Genomic DNA, 15,071 nt, shown 5'->3' with positions numbered 1-15,071 from the left:
GATGTTCTTGAGGTGGTGAGCGCGCTGGGACTCGAACCCAGGACCTACTGATTAAAAGTTGCAAGCCGGCCCGCGACAGTGCCGGACATTCCCGGGCAAAAATCGTCCAATTAACACGCTGATTCAACGTCATGAATCGTGATTGTCCGTAAGTGTCGCGGACAAGCTTGGACACCCCTAGACGGCGACTCCTGATACCCATATGTTACCCGGAAAAGGCATCAGTTGGTCCGGCTCGGAAAAATCAGTTGGCCAAAATCCTCACGACCAAAGCCGTCGAAACCGCACAACCGGGCCCGGCGCGGCGGGAAATCCCAGACGGCATTCTGCCAGGCCTCTACCTCATCGTTCAGCCGAGTGGCGCACGTTCGTGGGCAGTGCGGTTCCGAATCGACGGGCGGCCCCGGAAGCACACCCTTGGAGCTTTTCCGACGGTCGACCTCGCGACGGCGAGGGAGCTCGGCCGCGCTGCATTGACCAAGGTGCATGCGGGCGTTGATCCGACGGACGAGAGGAACGAGCGGCGCGCGGCCGCAAAGGCGGCGAGGAACGCTACCGCAGACCTGATGCACAACGTCTCAGAGGAATTCCTGAAGAGGCACGTGCGCACCAAAACGAGGGCCAGCTCGGCTCGGGAGACTGAGCGCATCCTCAATGTGGACGTGCTGCCGGCTTGGAAGGGAAGGCGGGTGCAGTCGATCACCCGGCGCGACGTGATCGCACTGCTCGACTCCGTCGTCGACAGGGGGGCGCCGATCCTCGCCAATCGCGTTCTGGCGGTGGTGCGCCGGATGTTCTCGTGGTGCGTAGAGCGAGGCATCCTCGAGGCGTCGCCAGCGGCCGGCGTCAAGGCGCCGTCAGTCGAGCGCTCGCGTGACCGGGTGCTCTCCGACGAGGAGCTCCGGGTCGTCCTGGCGGCTTTCGACGATATTGGGTGGCCCTTCGGCCCCCTGTTCAAGGTGCTCCTGCTGACCGCCCAGCGGCGCGACGAGGTCGGGGAGATGCGCTGGAGCGAGGTCGACCTCGGTCGGCGAATTTGGACGATCCCTCGCGAGCGGGCGAAGAACGACCAGGCGCACGAGGTGCCCCTATCTGAACCGGTCGTTGCGATCCTAAAAGAGCTGCCGCGGATCGAAGGAAGGGCGGGTTTCGTCTTCACGACCACGGGCACGACGCCCCTCGGCGGCTATTCGCGGGCCAAGAGCCGGCTCGACGGGTTCGTTTTGGCACGCCTTCGGAGCGAGAACCTGGACGCCGAGCCGTTGCCGCGCTGGACCCTCCACGACTTGCGGCGCACCGCGGCCACGAATATGGCGCGGCTCGGCGTCTCACAGATCGTGGTTGAAAAGGTGATCAACCACATCAGTGGTTCGCTTTCCGGGGTGGCTGGGATTTACAACCGTCACAGCTTCGCCGACGAGAAGCGCGCCGCGCTCGTTGCATGGGCCAAGTGGGTCGAGGAACTGTCCCAATGAGGCGCGATCTGCCAATCCTCGATCGCGATGGCCATCTCTCAATTTATCATTGGCTGATCTTCCATGCGTTGCTCGCTTGGCCCAACTCATCCGTTAAGCGGAGCGGGTTTATCTCAAGCATGAAGGCCCAAGTTGAGGAAGGTCTTCAGGAAGGAATTCCGGCGAACGACCTAATGATGAACGAGATATATGGCTCGTGGATGCCGCTTCGGCGCGCTATGCCAGCTGGATGCCTCGTCGGTGACATGCTCCTCTACCTAGTCCAGTTCGCAATCAATCCGGAATGCCCACGGTTGAGCATGCGAAAGGCGAGGCACTTAGTCTTATCGGCCTCGCAAGGTGCCACTACGATCAACGGACACGCTGTTCCTCAGGATGAATCTACCCTCAAGAGAACGTGGAGAGAGAAAAAGGATGTTTCGCATCTGTATGCGGGATGGATATTAGTAAGTACAGATGAATATTTGCTGGATAAATATAAAAATATTTCCGACAAGCGCGAAATGATGACTGAGAGATTTTTAGATCTGATTTCAATCGCGGAATACATCTCTGAATTGGCTAACAGTTACGACGTCGTTTCAGATTGGAACCCGTGGCGCTGCCCCGAACCACTACTGAATGGCAGCAAGGTCGCATTTTCTCCGCCATCAGCCCCCGTGAAAAAGGCCCTCTCTCGGTATCGCGCCCCCTCGTCCTATCGGTGAATTTGCCTGGGGGCATTTGCTTTGCCCTCAATTTCGGTGCTTCCGAACCGCTGCGATCCTTTCCCTGTCATTGCAGGAAAAGGAGGCCTCCGTGCCCGAATCTCCGAAGACTGAAACCCGATATCTTCCGAGCCGCGCCGTGTGCGACCGGTACGGGATTACGGACCGCACGCTCGCGCGCTGGCTACGTGACAATCGGTTGAATTTCCCGCCTGCCCGGGTCGTGAACACGAGGCGGTATTTTGACCTAGCCGAATTGGAAGCTTGGGAACGTTCCCGAGCGGCGGTCAGGCGGGAGGCTGCGTAACGCATGACCTCCAGAAAGCGAAACCCCGCGCCGGCGCGACGCGGGGTTCCTGAGAATGCTCTGCTTGCAGGCCCGAGCTTCCCGGAAAATAGCGCGAAGGTGGGATCGCCTCAAGACTTCCCCTCGCACTGGCTCGCGGTCCGCTTCGGCGTGCCGCTGGCGACCGCGCGAATGATCGCTGAGCACGTCTTTCGGGAGGTGCCGGCATGACTGAGCCCACATCCCACATGATCGAGCGCACGTTCGCTACGCTCCCGGTCGTCAACCAGGGGGTGATCCGGTGGCTGCGCAAGGAACGGGTGCCCGCGTCCGCGATCGGCGACCTGCCATGGCTCGCCGAGAGCCGCGTCGAGTTCCTGCCGGGCAGGCGCTTCGAGTTCGCCGGTGCAGCAACCGAGAAGCCCGAGAAGGCCATCGTCTTCCTGGTCAATGACGCCTTCGGCGCGATCGACCTCGCCGCATGGCAGCCCAGGTCCGGCCGGCTCGCCACCTGGCTGGGGAGAGCATTCGCTCTCGGCCAGGACAACGTCTGGGCCCCGCGGCTTGACGCCTTCAGGAGCCTCGCTGTGTGCCGCACGCCGCTCTCGTGGTTGGCAGGTGGTCGCGAGGGGATCGTCATTCTCGACGAGACGAAGGCAGCCGAGGAACTCGCGCTCGCCGGTCCGCTCCGCGCGGAAGATGGGCCGCACGTGAAGGAACTGACGGACAAGCTCACCCGGCATCCGCCGCCGATCATCGCCTGCACGTTCGTGAGGGCTGCGGCATGAGCGAGCCCTGCATTCTCGGCATCGACCCCGGCGTGTCCGGCGGAATCGCCTTCTACTTCCCGGGGCATCCGGCGCAGATCGCCGCATTCGACATGCCCGCTGCTGCGAGCGCAGTGGATCCGGTCACGCTGGCCGCCCGTGTCCGACAGTTCGCACCCAGCGTCGCCATCGTCGAGCGCGTCGGCGCGATGCCTGGTCAGGGTGTCTCGAGCACCTTCAAATTCGGCACAGCGTTCGGCGCCGTCATCGGCGTGCTCGCCGCGATGCAAGTCCCGACGCACCTTGCCGCGCCAGGGCGGTGGAAGAAGCACTTCGGCCTAGGCGCCGACAAGGATCAGTCGCGCGCGCTCGCGCTGCGTCTCTGGCCCTCGTCGGATGCCTTCGCCCGCAAGATGGACCACAACCGCGCCGAGGCCGCGCTCCTGGCCCGGTTTGCCGCCGAAACGGGGATCGGCGGTGCGTATGGCTGAGATCATCCGCGATTTCCCGCCTGATCGGCGGAGGCTCTCGGCCTTCAACGCGGACGCCTTCGCCGGCCAGCCCGTGCCACATCGGGATTGGTTCGTTGAGGGCCAGATCCCGCTTCGCACCGTGACGCAGCTATCCGCGGACGGCGGTACGGGAAAATCGCTGATCGCGAACCAGGTCGCGGTAGCGGCGGTGACGGCAACGGACTCGCCGATCGGCATCCCGCGGCCGGGCGGTGTGATCTACCTCAGCGCGGAGGATGACCGCGACGAGATCCACCGGCGGCTTGACGCTATCACGCGTGCGCGTGGCCTCGCGCTCGACGATCTCTCTGCGCTGCGGATCGTCCCGCTGGCGGGGGAGGATGCCGTCTTGGCCGGCCTGCGTCCCGGATCGCAGTCGATCGTCGCGACGCCGCTGTGGCAGGCCCTGCGCGAGGAGGTCCTGGACCTCCGGCCCATCCTGGTCGTGCTCGACACGCAAGCCGACGTGTTCGCCGGCAACGAAAACGACCGAAGCCAGGTCCGGCAGTTCGTAGGCATGCTGCGCGGTCTCGCGATCGAGGCTGACCTCGCCGTGCTTCTCCTCGCGCACCCGTCGCTCACTGGCATGAGCTCCGGCTCCGGCCTCAGCGGCTCGACCGCATGGAACAACAGCGTCCGCAGCCGCCTCTACCTTGAGCGCGTCAAGGACGAGAGCGGCGTCGAACGTGACACCGACGTTCGCGTGCTGCGGACCATGAAATCGAACTACTCGGCGAAGGGTGCCGAAATCCGGCTGCGCTACCAGGACGGGCGTTTCGTACCCGACCTCGGGGGTGGGACCGCATACGGCGCGGCCGAAGCTGACCAGGTTTTCCTCGACCTCCTCGCCCAGTTCGAGCGGCAGGGGCGCACCGTCAGCCCGAACTCAGGGGCGAACTACGCGCCCAACGAATTCGCCAAGCATCCGGACGCGCTCAGTATCAGCAAGGTCAGCTTCCGCGCTGCCATGGACCGGCTCCTCGCCTCCGGCCGCGTGGTGATCGAAGACATCGGACCGCCGTCCCGCCGCCTGAAGGCCCTGAAGAGGAGGGATGCCGAATGATTTCAGACGCACCTCTTCACACGCCTTCAGACGACGTTCAGACGCCTTCAAACGGCCTGTACTCAAACACCCCCTATAACCCCCGTGGGCGTCTGAAGACCGCCCCACGTCTGAAGACGCGGGGGCAGGGACGCCAGCCCTGCCTGAAATCGGCGCGCATTTCCCGACCCGATGGGAGGAAGAATAGGACACCGTTTCCTGCATATCCACGCCGTCGCGCGGGCGCGCGCACGCGAGGCTGACGGGATGGTCCGGTGCTGCATCTGCGAGGCTCGGCACGCGGGCCCGGACGATGCCGAGGGCATCCTCTGCCGGCAGCACTGGCAGCGGGTCCCGGCCGAGACGCGCCGAGCCTACCTGCGGGCCATGGGCGAACTGTACCGGGCGCAGCGGAGAGGCAAGGCGCGGCGACTGGTGGCGTGGGAGGCCGCTGTCTCGGCAATGGTCGACGTGAAGGACGCGGCCAGGCTCTCACTCGATCTCGACACCGCAGCATGAGACACATCAGGGTATAGCCTGATGATACACGCGGATGTTACACCGGATCGCGTAACATCAGGGTTGCAATCGGGTTGATGTAACGCTATATCCAAATGGTCTAGAACCTGAGGTAACAGCCATGCCCCTCTTCGGCTATGCCCGCGTGTCGACAACCGACCAGGACCTCGCCCTGCAGATCGAGGCGCTGAAGGCCGCTGGCTGCGAGAAGGTCCGGTCCGAGAAACGCAGCGGCACCACGACGAAGGGCCGCGAGGAACTGCGCACGTTGCTCGACTTTCTCCGGGCCGGTGACACGCTGGTCGTGACCCGGCTGGATCGCCTGGCGCGATCGATGGGCGACCTGCAGGACATCGTGCGCGAGCTCAAGGGGAAGGGCGTTGCGCTCAAAGCGCTCGAGCAGCCGATCGACACCGGCACGTCGGCCGGCAAGGCGTTCCTCGACATGCTGGGCGTGTTCGCCGAGTTCGAGACGAACCTCCGGCGCGAGCGCCAGATGGAGGGGATCGCGAAGGCGAAGAAGTCCGGCGTCTACACGGGCGGCAAGCGGCAACTCGATCACGACCGGATCCGGGAACTCAGGGCCTCGGGGATGGGGCCCAGCGAGATCGCGGCGGCTGTCGGGTGCTCGCGCGTGCACGTGTACCGCGTTCTGCATGCCGGAGCGGCGTAAGGCCAGCGAATTCACTCCGGGCTTGTGGGCCCGTTGTCCCCATCGGGCTCGGGGTGACCAATATCTGACCCTTCCAAGGTAGTTGACGACCGCTCGCGCTCCGCGCGGTCAAGCTGCTCGAGCAGGTTCAGGAATACGCCTGGCAGCGGTTCCGCCGTTGCCGGTCCCAGCGCGTCGCGGATTCCCCGCTCCAGAGCCTTGAACAAATCAAACGGCCCTAGGACTGGCGCAATCTTCTCCACAGCGACCCCTTTTCGTATTTCGTCTAGGCGAATACGGGGCGCCGGACCGGAGGCGTACAGCGAGTGCGGCCCATCGGGGAAGTCGCACCGAAGTGGTCTAGGCTGGTTACACTCAGACGCGATTTCAACGCGCGAAAATGCGATCGGTTCCGTTGGAACTCGACCGACGAGCATCGAATCGAAAATATTTTTCAGCACCACTGATGACTATAAGCGAAAAGGCGCGACAGTAACGGACAATGGCAAACAATATGAGCAGTCATAAACCTTCATTAATCGTTGCTTTCGAAGCGTAACTCTACACAATACTCGCGCAAAGTGATTTGCCACCGCGCGAGATCAACATGGGACGCCCCCGCAAGACACTTCCGGCCAACGGCCTTCGGATCATCTCCGACCTGGCGTGCCGTGGCGTGCGCGAGGTGGAGGTCGCCCGGGCGCTGGGCATGTCCTGGCACACCTGGAAGCGCATCCGCGAGGAAGACCAGGAGGCTAAGCGCGCGTGGGAGGAGGCGAAGGCGATCGAGCATGACGCCCTCGTCTCATCGCTGTTCAACATGGCAGTCGGCGCGCCTGCCGAGTACGACGCCGAGGGCAACGTCGTGCGCGCCGAAGTGAAGCGCGACGCCTGGGCGGCAGCTTTCCTCCTGAAGGCCCGGCACGACTACCGCGACACCGGCGCGGCGTCGGAGGGCGGGGCGGACCAGCGCGTTGCCGTCGTCGTCAACATCCCGGCGCCGATGTCGCCTGAGGATTACGCCAAGCTGGTCAGGGTCACGCCGATGGGCCTGACGGGCCCACAGAGCGGCAGCGAGGCGGCATGAGCGCTGCCGCGGCTGTCCACCTCCCGACACTGACGCCGACGCCGTTCCAGGCGCGCGCGCTCACCGTGCCGGAGGCGTTCGACCTGTTCCTCGGGGGCGGGCGCGGCGGCGGCAAGTCGGTGACACTCGCTCTGCTCTTCCTTCGGCACATCGAGCAATATGGCGGGCGGGCGCGGGCGCTGTTCGTGCGGCAGTCCTTCCCTGGCCTCGTCGACTTCGAACAGGTGACGCGCGAGGTCTTCGGCCTCGTGTACGGCGGCCGGGCGACCTACAACGCCTCGACGCACCTCTGGCGTTTTCCGTCCGGCGCGACGCTGCAGCTCGACCAGTTCGAAGGCCTGGCTGACTTCAGCAAGTTCCAGGGCAAGAGCTTTTCCATGATCGCGATCGACGAGGCGGGCCAGTACGCGGACCCGGGCCCGATCGATCTCCTGCGGTCGTGCCTTCGCGCGCCGGCGCCAATGCAGCCGCGGTTCGTCCTGGCGGCGAATCCCGGCGGCCCGGGGCACCACTGGCTGCTCAAGCGCCACATCCTGACCGCGGCGCCGTGGGAGCCTTACCTCGAGACGGCGTCGGGCCGCACGTTCGTGACGGCTCCGTCAACGTTCGTGGACAATCCGAACCTCGATCGCGAGGGCTACGCGCGCCAGCTCGCCGCGGCGACGTCGACCGACCCCGAACTCGGCAAGGCCTGGCTGCATGGCGATTGGTCGGTGCAGCGCGGCGCGTTCTTCTCGGCGGTGCTCGATCATGCGCGCAACATGGTGGAGCGGTGGGAGCCGGAAACCGTCGTGCGCGCCAGCCCGCGGGGCGACGGCTGGAAACTCTACCTCGCCCATGACTTCGGCGTCTCGGCGCCGGCCGTCACACTCGTCATGGGCAAGTCGCCCGGGATCCAGGGCCCGGACGGCCGCTGGTACCCGAAAGACTCGCTCGTCGTGCTCGACGAGAGCGCGACGAACGCGCCGGGCCAGCTCAACGCCGGGATGGGCTACACCGTCCCGCGCCTGGCCGAGGACATCAAGGAACTCGCCAAGCGCTGGGCCATGAGGCCCGAAGGCGTCGCGGATGATGCGATCTTCGCGCGCACCGGGCACGGCACGGGTTCGATCGCCGACGAGTTTCGGGCGCAAGGCGTCTACTTCACGCCGGCGAAGAAGGCGGACCGACGCACCGGCTGGGAAATCATGCGCCGGCTGTTCCTGGATGCCGGCAAGCCCGACCAGCCCGGGCTCTATGTAGCCCGCCCGTGTGAGTACCTGTGGACCACTCTCCCGATCCTGCCGCGCGATCCGAAGAAGCCCGATGACGTGGACAGCCGGGCGGCGGACCACGGCGCTGACGCGGCGCGCTACGGCTGCCTGCGCCAGGAGCGAACCTTTGTGACGCGTGAACTTCGGCTTTGAAAGGACACCCCCAGCATGGCCACTGCATCCGAAATGCTTGCCGCCCGAGCCACCGCCGGCGCCCGATACGAGGCAGCGCTCGAGGAGCTCTACGCCGCCTATGTCGACCTCGCGGGCCTCGAACTGGCGCTCGCGAATGACCGCGTTGCGCGGTTCCACTCGGCCTTGCCGGTGCGTTCCTTCCTGGTCGAGAACGGCGGCATCCCGAACCGTCTCAAGCACCCGGTCTATCCCTCGACGGTTCCGGACCAGCCCTGGCAGGACGCGGTTGCCGCCGCGGCTGCAACGAAGCTCGCCGCCTTCTCCGGCTCGTGAGGTGAAGCATGGCCCAGGTCAACCAAGCCCTCGGCATCGCCGCCTTCTCGCTGAGCGGCGACCCGAAGTCCCCCGTCGGCCGGCTCGCCGCCGTCTACGAGAAAGCGTGCGCCGCCGCGCTCGAGGCGAGGTCGAAGCGAAGTGACCTCGCCAATTCGAAGGAGCTCACCGAAGCCGGGCTTCAGAAGCGAATGGCCGCCTACGCCCGCGAGGGCGCCTACGCTGCCCTGCTGCGCCTGCATCACGAGTTCGGCCGCGTGAAGGAGATCGCCGACGAGAAGCGCGCGGCCATCGCCGTTCCGAAGCCCGACCCGCGCGACGCGGCCGGCGCGATCGCCGGGATGGAGATCCGCACCTGGCTGCGCTCGCTGGGCCCCGCCGCGGCCTTCAGCGCCGCCTGGGATGATCCCCAGATCGCGGACATCGCGCTCGGCATGCCGGCGGCCGTCAGCGAGATCCCGCCGGACATGTACGAGAAACTGCGCGAGAAGCGGCTCAACGAACTGTTCGGCCCGAAGATTGCCGAGCTCGCCGAGTTAGACGAGGCGGTGACCATCGCCGGGCAGGCTCTCGCGGTCGCCACGAGCGCCATGGCGGACAGCGTCGGCGCCGAACTCGGGGCGATCACCAAGGAAGTGGGCATTCCGGTCAACGAGGAGCAGGAGAAGCTGTCGCTCGCCGAGCGTCACGAGCGCTACCTCGCCGCTCACCCGGACGCCGCGCCGGATCTCGCGAAGTTCAAGCAGGCCATGACGCTCCTGACCTATGACCAGCGGGACGAACTCGGGAAGTTCGCCCAGCTGAAAAATCAGGAGGTCTGGCTCCAGGGGCGGGGAATTCCCTTCCGGCACGTCGACGCAACGCTCGAGTACCAGCTCGAGGGCAAATGGCATCGGTTCTGATCGGTCACGGGCGTGACTGATCGACGGGATTGAACAAAGGAGCCGGCGACATGGTCGAGGGCAGCTATCAGATTGAAGTGTCCGTCATCGGCCTGGACGCCGCCAAGCGGGAGATCGCCTCCGTCGGCGACGCGAGCCAGTCGGTCTCCACCGCGCTGGAGTCCGTCACCCGCGAAGGCGAGAAGGCCGGCGAGACCCTGACCGAAGTCGGGAAGGACGGCGCGGCCGGCCTGACCAAGACCGCGCGCACGGCCGAGGCCTTGGCCAAGGAACTGCAGAAGGTCGAGGCCACCGCGAAGAGGATGCCGTCAAACCTTCTCCCGCTGACGTCCGGCCGCGTGCCAGGCTCGGGGGTGCGCTTCGATCCGCTTCCCGCCTACACGCGCTCGCCTGCGTTGCAGGCCGCCTATGACGCGGCGGAGCGGGCGAAGGCCGAGCGCGACGCCCTGGCGGCCCTGGCAGCCAATTCCAATATTCCGCGCTCTGCTGGGGGTAGCGGAGGCTCCGGCGGTGGTGCGGGCGGTGGATCGGCCGCCAGCGCCGCCGCCGCGAGCTTTGAGAAGGCGAACGCCTCGGCCATGGGTTTCGGCCGCACCATCTCCGGCTTCGTCACGCCGGTAGTGGCGGCGCTCGCCGGCGTGGTTGCGGGCTCCCTCATCAAGTCCTTCACCGAGTTCAGCGACAAGGTTGCCCAGTCCAAGAAGGATCTGGAGGACTTCGGCAACCTCGGAAGCAAGACGGGAGAGATCATCAAGCAGCTCGACGAGACGGCGCGCGGCATGGGCGCGTCGCTCGACAAGGTTTCCGACCCCTTTCTGCGGATCCAGGACTACGCCATCCAGCCCGGCAAGCTGTCGCGAACGCCGGCGGAGGCGGCCGGTGCTCTGGACACGCTGACCAAGTCCATGCAGGCGAGCGGCGCCGCCGGCGAGGCCATCAGCCGAGTGCTGCGCCAGGTGTCCGGCGACGCCGAGGAGAACACGCTCTCCGTGCGCTCGCTCGACGCGATTTACGACCAGTCGCGCGGCACCGTCGAGCGGCTCGCCCAGTCGATGGGCATGAACATGCGGACGTTCCGCGACTCGGTGAAAGCCGGCGCGGTCACGTTCGGCGAGTTCGTCGACGCGTTTAACCGGCCGACCATCAAGAACGCGGTCGCCGAAGAGCTCAAGAGGATCGAAGAGCGCGGCAAGCCGGTTTCCCAGTCCGTCGACCTGATCTCGAACAGCCTGCTCCGGCTCGGCTCGTCGATCACCTCGAACACCGGGCTGCAGAAGTGGCTATCCGACACCTCGACGTCGTTCAGCGACTTCGTCGCCAAGACAGAACAGGACGCCGCCCGGCTCGACACGGCGTCGCGAGTCGCTACGGGCGCGCTTGCGGGCATGATGGCGGGCGCGGCGGCCGGCGCGACGGTGGGCGCGCTGGGCGGCCCGGTTGGTGTCCTCGGTGGAGCGGCCATCGGTGGCATCAGCGGCGCTGGCCTCGGCGCCGAACTGGGCTTCGGGTACGACTACCTCGCCTCGCAGCCGACGCCGCAACTCACGCCGGGCCAGTTGTCCACGCTGAACGCCATGCAGCGGGGCGGCGGCATGGGTGTGGGTGTCATATCGGGCTCGGAGGGCACGGACCAGCTGATCGGCCTGACCGAGACCTCGGTCGACCTGCTCGGCCAAATCTCGGAGGGGATCTTCACCGGCACGGTCAGCTACAAGGATGCCAACGGGAACATCGTTTCCGAACTCAAGCGAAACAGCGACCGTCAGCTCCAGGCCGCAAACCAGAACCTCAGTGGCCTGCAACAGCTTGGTACCTCGTTCGAGCGCGCCGTCGAGTCGCTCGGGCAGTCCTTCGATAGCGCCGTCCGCAATTTCCAGCAGTCCAGCGCCTTTGGCTCGTCGCCTGGCGGTGGCGGCGGCTACGTCATCCCCAGCTATGACCGCATGCGCCAGCTCGACGTGCGCGGGGCTTACGCCTACGGCCCGGGCAATTATGAGATCTACTGGCAGACGGACAGCAAGTACGTCTCTCAGGAATTGCGCCCGACGGCCTCCTACCTCGCCAACGAAAGGTACATCAACGCCGACAAGGTCCTCCGCGATTACCGGTACGGCGTCGGCACGGCGGAACAGGCGCTCAAATCCCTGAAGCAACTCGGCTTCAATCCGGATGCGCCGATGTACAAGGATCTTCGCGACGCGGCGGCCGGCCTCAACGACGCCTCCAAGAACCTCAACGGCGCGAGCGACCACCTGTCCGCCTTCGGCGCGGGCGAGCTCTACGGCGTCGGCAACGCGGTGGCGCCCACCTCGCTCGGCAACCTGATGCGCGGGCTTGGCGCGGTGACGGGCGGCAGCACGGCGGGCAGCACCACCGTCAACGTCAACATGACGGTGAACGGGGTGACGGACGCCGACTCGTTCAACAAGTCGGCGGGCCAGATCGTCGATGAACTCACCTCGACCTTGTGGAGGCGCGTGGCCTGAGAAAAGGCGCGCGAGGCGGGTCTCGCGCAGCAACTCACCTCTGCCTTAAGGGAAGCTACTAATCGCGCCGAGAGCGAGAGTTACGGCATAATCGCTCGTGCAGCGTGGCGTTCCTAAGGATGGCGGGTCATGACCCCTGGCCTGCAACGTGGGTCGGTTCTGATCGTGGAAGACGAGGCTGTCATCGGTACGCTGATCAGCGAGATCGTGTCCGACGCCGGCTATGCCGTGCTCGGCCCATTCCTGACAGCCGCGTCTGCGACGGCGGCTCTTGCCGTCGACAAACCCAGTGCAGCTCTGATCGACATCAAGCTGGTCGACGGAACCAGCTTCTCGTTGGCGGGATCTCTTCGGGATCTCGGCGTCCCATTCGCCTTCGTCACGGCCTATGCGCCGGGAACCGTCCCAGACCAGTTCAGTACCGTGCCGTTGATCGAGAAGCCCTTCAGAGCATCCGATCTGGAAGCGTGCCTGTTGCGCCTGATTTCGGGAGACTGAAGCTCGGGGTTGCGATTCGGCTGCGTGAAAGGCAGAGAAGAAGCATGGCAGTGCTGTTCACTGGCGGCTGCATCGCGACGGCCGTCCTGATCGTCTTCGCGTACGTCCGCGCCGTTGCTGAGTGCAGTCGCACCCGCTCGATGATCCTTTCCGTCCTTGAACTCGACCACGCGAACCTTAGACTCAGCGTGTGGGTGGCGGATCGCCGTCAGCGGGTCGAAACTTCCTCATTGAGGTACGCTTCCGCACGCTCTAAGAATCCCACCCGTTGACGTTGCTTACAGCTTGAACCGCGTCAATCTGAGTTGGGCTGCCAAGTCATTGGCGCCCAGCTCAGTCATTTTCTGCGCGCGTGTTGCTCTATGCGGGGCCCCGGCAACCTTAAAGTTCAGCGGGCTCTTCCAGAGAGCGGAAGCGGCAGCTGCGGCTTCCTCAGCCTCACTCCCGGCCCTTCTCCGTTCTCCGCCAGGAAGATCACGCCGGCCGCCTCAAGAGCGCGCTGGATCGCAGCGAGGTTGTTGCCGATCGGCGTCCGTTTGCCGATCTCAAAATCCCGGATTGTTGAGACGCTCACTCCGGACGCAGCGGCGAGCTCAGGCTGTGCCCAATTGAGGAGAGCTCGCGCGGCGCGGGATTGGGCTGGTGTGACCATTTCAACAACCTAAGCCGCGTCGCGATTTCTGGCAATGTCAGCGTTTTGCGTTGACATTCAATTTCGCCACGGGCAGTGTGGTGACGTCAGTGTTTTGATATGAACTGGAGATGCGCCCTATGGCTACGCTTAATGAAATCGCCGCAGAGTCGCCGATCGTCCTGCCGGCGCAGAAAATCAACGCTGGCGACCTGATGGATGCAGCCTTGGACAAGTTACGGACTATTCACCTCGCCCTGTCCCCCGAAAATCGAACATGGCACGACGCCCAATCTCTGGCAGCAGTGTGGGCGACCGTAGACGAGGCCATTCGCGATCTGATGCCCGTGCGCAACCGGCTGCAGGGTGTAGAAGGGGGTGATGAATGAGCGTTGATCCCTGCGTGGCGAACGGCAGCTTGGGCAAAATGCTCGACGTCTCCGATCTGATCGCTGAGACGACGGATCTTGTGCGAGCAATGAACGTCACCGCCGAGCACCTTCCAGATGATGACGTCTCTCCCGTCATCGCGATCGGCGGCGTGGTCCTGCAGAAGCTCCACGAGGCGGCAGAGATCCTCAAGTCTTTCCAGAAAGAAGCCATGCGAACAGATTGAACCTGCGCGCTGGCAACTCGCGTAACCTGGCCGGGCTCACATCCCGGCCTTTTTTCTAAGGCCACCCGCGTCGCACATCCCGTCCGGCTGTCCCACATGCAGCAGTGGAGTCGCCGGTAGAGCCAGCGCTTTGCGTCGGGTGCTCCAGAGAATACAGTCCGAACTGTGCTGTTTTCGAACAACGGAGAAGTGCGCTGATGGCCGATTTAGAAGGCGAGGAACTGAAAAAACATGTGAAAGAACGGCAGGCAATATTCGTTGAGATACTATCTAAGACCTACGATCGAGCGGCAGCTTACACGAATGTTGTACTTATAGGTGGATACGCCGCTGCATTTACAATCTGGTCGAATACAAAAATGTTTTTGCCAAAAAGCGCTACCCTCTGGACCGGTGGCCTTTTACTGCTTTCTCTTTCTGCATTTGTTTTCTTCGAGGTAATAAAAATGGTACTCAACGCGAAATTATTTCTGAGCATGTATAGTTTGGCACTCTCAGAACAGGAGCCAGTTGCGTTCGAGCGTAAGGTAAAAGAAGCCCAACTGGCAGAACAACGGTTATCCGTTGTTATGGTTCGATGGTGGATTTTAACATTGATTATCTGTGTACCAAGCGCGCTTGTCTCTCTTTTCATTCTCATCGTAAGTTACGCAACTGCTATTTACCGACTCGAATGAGAAGATGGGGGCTAAGTCTCCTTCGTTACCGAATTGGGAAATGAAGCAATAAACCGCTGGCCAGTTTCCTCCAGTTCCCACTCATTGCCCGATACATGCCTAAGCTCCTTGTCGTCGTGTACAAAGAGCACGACGCCGGGGATATAGGCCTCAGCGTCACGACCGAATCGGCGTCCGCTGTCGTGCGTGTGCATCAAGATCCAGGTGACTTGAACCTCATGCTCGGCGCCACGTGAATCCGATACCTTCTCAATCGTTTCCATTGATCATCTCGTTTCTCAAGTACCGAGAGAGAGATCTCGTTACCCTCTCGTTACCCAATGCGCCTCCGGCGCAACCATTTCTCCAGAAACCACTGTTCTTCTCGGGAATATCCTAACCATTTCAAATGGTTAGGTGGTGAGCGCGCTGGGACTCGAACCCAGGACCTACTGATTAAAAGTCAGTTGCTCTACCGGCTGAGCTACGCGCTCCCGAGGCGGCCCCTGCGTAT

18 protein-coding genes and 1 tRNA gene are annotated in these 15,071 nt (G+C 63.9%); 16 read left to right on the top strand and 3 right to left on the bottom strand.

Annotation, left to right across the window (positions count from 1 at the left end; translation table 11 throughout):
* Positions 1-248 precede the first annotated feature (248 nt).
* The 13 genes from NK718_RS12830 to NK718_RS12765 all read left to right on the top strand — a co-directional run bounded on the left by NK718_RS12830 (position 249) and on the right by NK718_RS12765 (position 12,926).
* Positions 249-1,475, top strand: a complete 1,227-nt coding sequence (locus NK718_RS12830; protein ID WP_254742798.1) for a tyrosine-type recombinase/integrase — start codon at positions 249-251, stop codon at positions 1,473-1,475.
* Positions 1,472-2,182 carry a hypothetical protein gene (locus NK718_RS12825; RefSeq protein WP_254742795.1) on the top strand — a complete coding sequence of 237 codons (711 nt, stop codon included), beginning with the start codon at positions 1,472-1,474 and terminating at the stop codon, positions 2,180-2,182. The genes NK718_RS12830 and NK718_RS12825 overlap by 4 nt, the downstream gene beginning before the upstream one ends.
* Positions 2,183-2,695: 513 nt before the next feature.
* A complete protein-coding gene (locus tag NK718_RS12815; RefSeq protein WP_254742792.1) occupies positions 2,696-3,256 on the top strand; it encodes a hypothetical protein in 561 nt (186 codons plus the stop codon).
* The gene (locus NK718_RS12810) at positions 3,253-3,726 is read left to right on the top strand and encodes a RuvC family protein (RefSeq protein ID WP_254742789.1); all 474 of its coding nucleotides are present in this window, start codon (positions 3,253-3,255) and stop codon (positions 3,724-3,726) included. The genes NK718_RS12815 and NK718_RS12810 overlap by 4 nt, the downstream gene beginning before the upstream one ends.
* Positions 3,719-4,810: an AAA family ATPase gene (locus NK718_RS12805; protein WP_254742787.1), complete on the top strand. Its 1,092-nt coding sequence runs from the start codon at positions 3,719-3,721 to the stop codon at positions 4,808-4,810. Before NK718_RS12810 ends, NK718_RS12805 begins: the two co-directional genes overlap by 8 nt.
* Positions 4,811-5,429: 619 nt before the next feature.
* Complete coding sequence (locus tag NK718_RS12800) at positions 5,430-5,981, top strand: recombinase family protein (protein WP_254742785.1); 552 nt, start codon at positions 5,430-5,432, stop codon at positions 5,979-5,981.
* A gap of 586 nt (positions 5,982-6,567) precedes the next feature.
* Positions 6,568-7,047 (top strand): hypothetical protein, encoded by a 480-nt coding sequence (locus tag NK718_RS12795; RefSeq protein ID WP_254742783.1) that lies wholly within the window; start codon positions 6,568-6,570, stop codon positions 7,045-7,047.
* Positions 7,044-8,453 (top strand): phage terminase large subunit, encoded by a 1,410-nt coding sequence (locus tag NK718_RS12790; RefSeq protein ID WP_254742781.1) that lies wholly within the window; start codon positions 7,044-7,046, stop codon positions 8,451-8,453. The genes NK718_RS12795 and NK718_RS12790 overlap by 4 nt, the downstream gene beginning before the upstream one ends.
* Before the next feature lie 15 nt (positions 8,454-8,468).
* The gene (locus tag NK718_RS12785) at positions 8,469-8,768 is read left to right on the top strand and encodes a hypothetical protein (RefSeq protein ID WP_254742778.1); all 300 of its coding nucleotides are present in this window, start codon (positions 8,469-8,471) and stop codon (positions 8,766-8,768) included.
* Positions 8,769-8,776: 8 nt separating this feature from the next.
* The gene (locus NK718_RS12780) at positions 8,777-9,670 is read left to right on the top strand and encodes a hypothetical protein (RefSeq protein ID WP_254742775.1); all 894 of its coding nucleotides are present in this window, start codon (positions 8,777-8,779) and stop codon (positions 9,668-9,670) included.
* A gap of 50 nt (positions 9,671-9,720) precedes the next feature.
* A complete protein-coding gene (locus NK718_RS12775; RefSeq protein ID WP_254742772.1) occupies positions 9,721-12,156 on the top strand; it encodes a tape measure protein in 2,436 nt (811 codons plus the stop codon).
* A gap of 129 nt (positions 12,157-12,285) precedes the next feature.
* A complete protein-coding gene (locus NK718_RS12770; RefSeq protein WP_254742769.1) occupies positions 12,286-12,654 on the top strand; it encodes a response regulator in 369 nt (122 codons plus the stop codon).
* Between the two features lie 44 nt (positions 12,655-12,698).
* Positions 12,699-12,926 carry a hypothetical protein gene (locus tag NK718_RS12765; RefSeq protein ID WP_254742766.1) on the top strand — a complete coding sequence of 76 codons (228 nt, stop codon included), beginning with the start codon at positions 12,699-12,701 and terminating at the stop codon, positions 12,924-12,926.
* Positions 12,927-13,042: 116 nt separating this feature from the next.
* On the opposite strand, the gene NK718_RS12760 is transcribed toward NK718_RS12765, so the two are convergent.
* Positions 13,043-13,306, bottom strand: coding sequence for a helix-turn-helix domain-containing protein (locus tag NK718_RS12760; protein ID WP_254742762.1), 264 nt, complete (start codon positions 13,304-13,306; stop codon positions 13,043-13,045).
* A 119-nt stretch (positions 13,307-13,425) separates the two neighbouring features.
* Here NK718_RS12760 and NK718_RS12755 point away from each other — a divergent pair, with 119 nt between their 5' ends.
* The 3 genes from NK718_RS12755 (at position 13,426) to NK718_RS12745 (ending at position 14,578) form a co-directional block, all read left to right on the top strand.
* A complete protein-coding gene (locus NK718_RS12755; RefSeq protein WP_254742759.1) occupies positions 13,426-13,674 on the top strand; it encodes a hypothetical protein in 249 nt (82 codons plus the stop codon).
* Positions 13,671-13,901, top strand: a complete 231-nt coding sequence (locus tag NK718_RS12750; protein ID WP_254742756.1) for a hypothetical protein — start codon at positions 13,671-13,673, stop codon at positions 13,899-13,901. Before NK718_RS12755 ends, NK718_RS12750 begins: the two co-directional genes overlap by 4 nt.
* A gap of 197 nt (positions 13,902-14,098) precedes the next feature.
* Positions 14,099-14,578, top strand: a complete 480-nt coding sequence (locus NK718_RS12745) for a hypothetical protein (protein ID WP_254742753.1) — start codon at positions 14,099-14,101, stop codon at positions 14,576-14,578.
* A gap of 11 nt (positions 14,579-14,589) precedes the next feature.
* Here the strand turns inward: NK718_RS12745 and NK718_RS12740 are convergent, their stop codons facing one another.
* Both NK718_RS12740 and NK718_RS12735 read right to left on the bottom strand, forming a co-directional pair.
* Positions 14,590-14,841: a hypothetical protein gene (locus NK718_RS12740; RefSeq protein ID WP_254742750.1), complete on the bottom strand. Its 252-nt coding sequence runs from the start codon at positions 14,839-14,841 to the stop codon at positions 14,590-14,592.
* A gap of 134 nt (positions 14,842-14,975) precedes the next feature.
* Positions 14,976-15,051: transfer RNA gene (locus NK718_RS12735), tRNA-Lys, on the bottom strand.
* Positions 15,052-15,071 lie beyond the last annotated feature (20 nt).

The organism is Alsobacter ponti (assembly GCF_024294805.1).
Taxonomy (GTDB): Bacteria; Pseudomonadota; Alphaproteobacteria; order Rhizobiales; family Beijerinckiaceae; genus Alsobacter; species Alsobacter ponti.
The sequence above is the reverse complement of the archived record's forward strand: the minus strand, read 5'-3'. Positions and strand labels throughout refer to the sequence as shown.

Bases quoted from the DNA above. Each gene is read 5' to 3' on its own strand.
- NK718_RS12755 (WP_254742759.1), top strand. From the start codon at position 13,426: ATGGCTACGCTTAATGAAATCGCCGCAGAGTCGCCGATCGTCCTGCCG.
- NK718_RS12825 (WP_254742795.1), top strand. From the start codon at position 1,472: ATGAGGCGCGATCTGCCAATCCTCGATCGCGATGGCCATCTCTCAATT.
- NK718_RS12800 (WP_254742785.1), top strand. From the start codon at position 5,430: ATGCCCCTCTTCGGCTATGCCCGCGTGTCGACAACCGACCAGGACCTC.
- NK718_RS12780 (WP_254742775.1), top strand. From the start codon at position 8,777: ATGGCCCAGGTCAACCAAGCCCTCGGCATCGCCGCCTTCTCGCTGAGC.
- NK718_RS12815 (WP_254742792.1), top strand. From the start codon at position 2,696: ATGACTGAGCCCACATCCCACATGATCGAGCGCACGTTCGCTACGCTC.
- NK718_RS12810 (WP_254742789.1), top strand. From the start codon at position 3,253: ATGAGCGAGCCCTGCATTCTCGGCATCGACCCCGGCGTGTCCGGCGGA.
- NK718_RS12750 (WP_254742756.1), top strand. From the start codon at position 13,671: ATGAGCGTTGATCCCTGCGTGGCGAACGGCAGCTTGGGCAAAATGCTC.
- NK718_RS12765 (WP_254742766.1), top strand. From the start codon at position 12,699: ATGGCAGTGCTGTTCACTGGCGGCTGCATCGCGACGGCCGTCCTGATC.
- NK718_RS12775 (WP_254742772.1), top strand. From the start codon at position 9,721: ATGGTCGAGGGCAGCTATCAGATTGAAGTGTCCGTCATCGGCCTGGAC.
- NK718_RS12790 (WP_254742781.1), top strand. From the start codon at position 7,044: ATGAGCGCTGCCGCGGCTGTCCACCTCCCGACACTGACGCCGACGCCG.
- NK718_RS12760 (WP_254742762.1), bottom strand. From the start codon at position 13,306: ATGGTCACACCAGCCCAATCCCGCGCCGCGCGAGCTCTCCTCAATTGG.
- NK718_RS12740 (WP_254742750.1), bottom strand. From the start codon at position 14,841: ATGGAAACGATTGAGAAGGTATCGGATTCACGTGGCGCCGAGCATGAG.
- NK718_RS12785 (WP_254742778.1), top strand. From the start codon at position 8,469: ATGGCCACTGCATCCGAAATGCTTGCCGCCCGAGCCACCGCCGGCGCC.
- NK718_RS12805 (WP_254742787.1), top strand. From the start codon at position 3,719: ATGGCTGAGATCATCCGCGATTTCCCGCCTGATCGGCGGAGGCTCTCG.
- NK718_RS12770 (WP_254742769.1), top strand. From the start codon at position 12,286: ATGACCCCTGGCCTGCAACGTGGGTCGGTTCTGATCGTGGAAGACGAG.
- NK718_RS12745 (WP_254742753.1), top strand. From the start codon at position 14,099: ATGGCCGATTTAGAAGGCGAGGAACTGAAAAAACATGTGAAAGAACGG.
- NK718_RS12795 (WP_254742783.1), top strand. From the start codon at position 6,568: ATGGGACGCCCCCGCAAGACACTTCCGGCCAACGGCCTTCGGATCATC.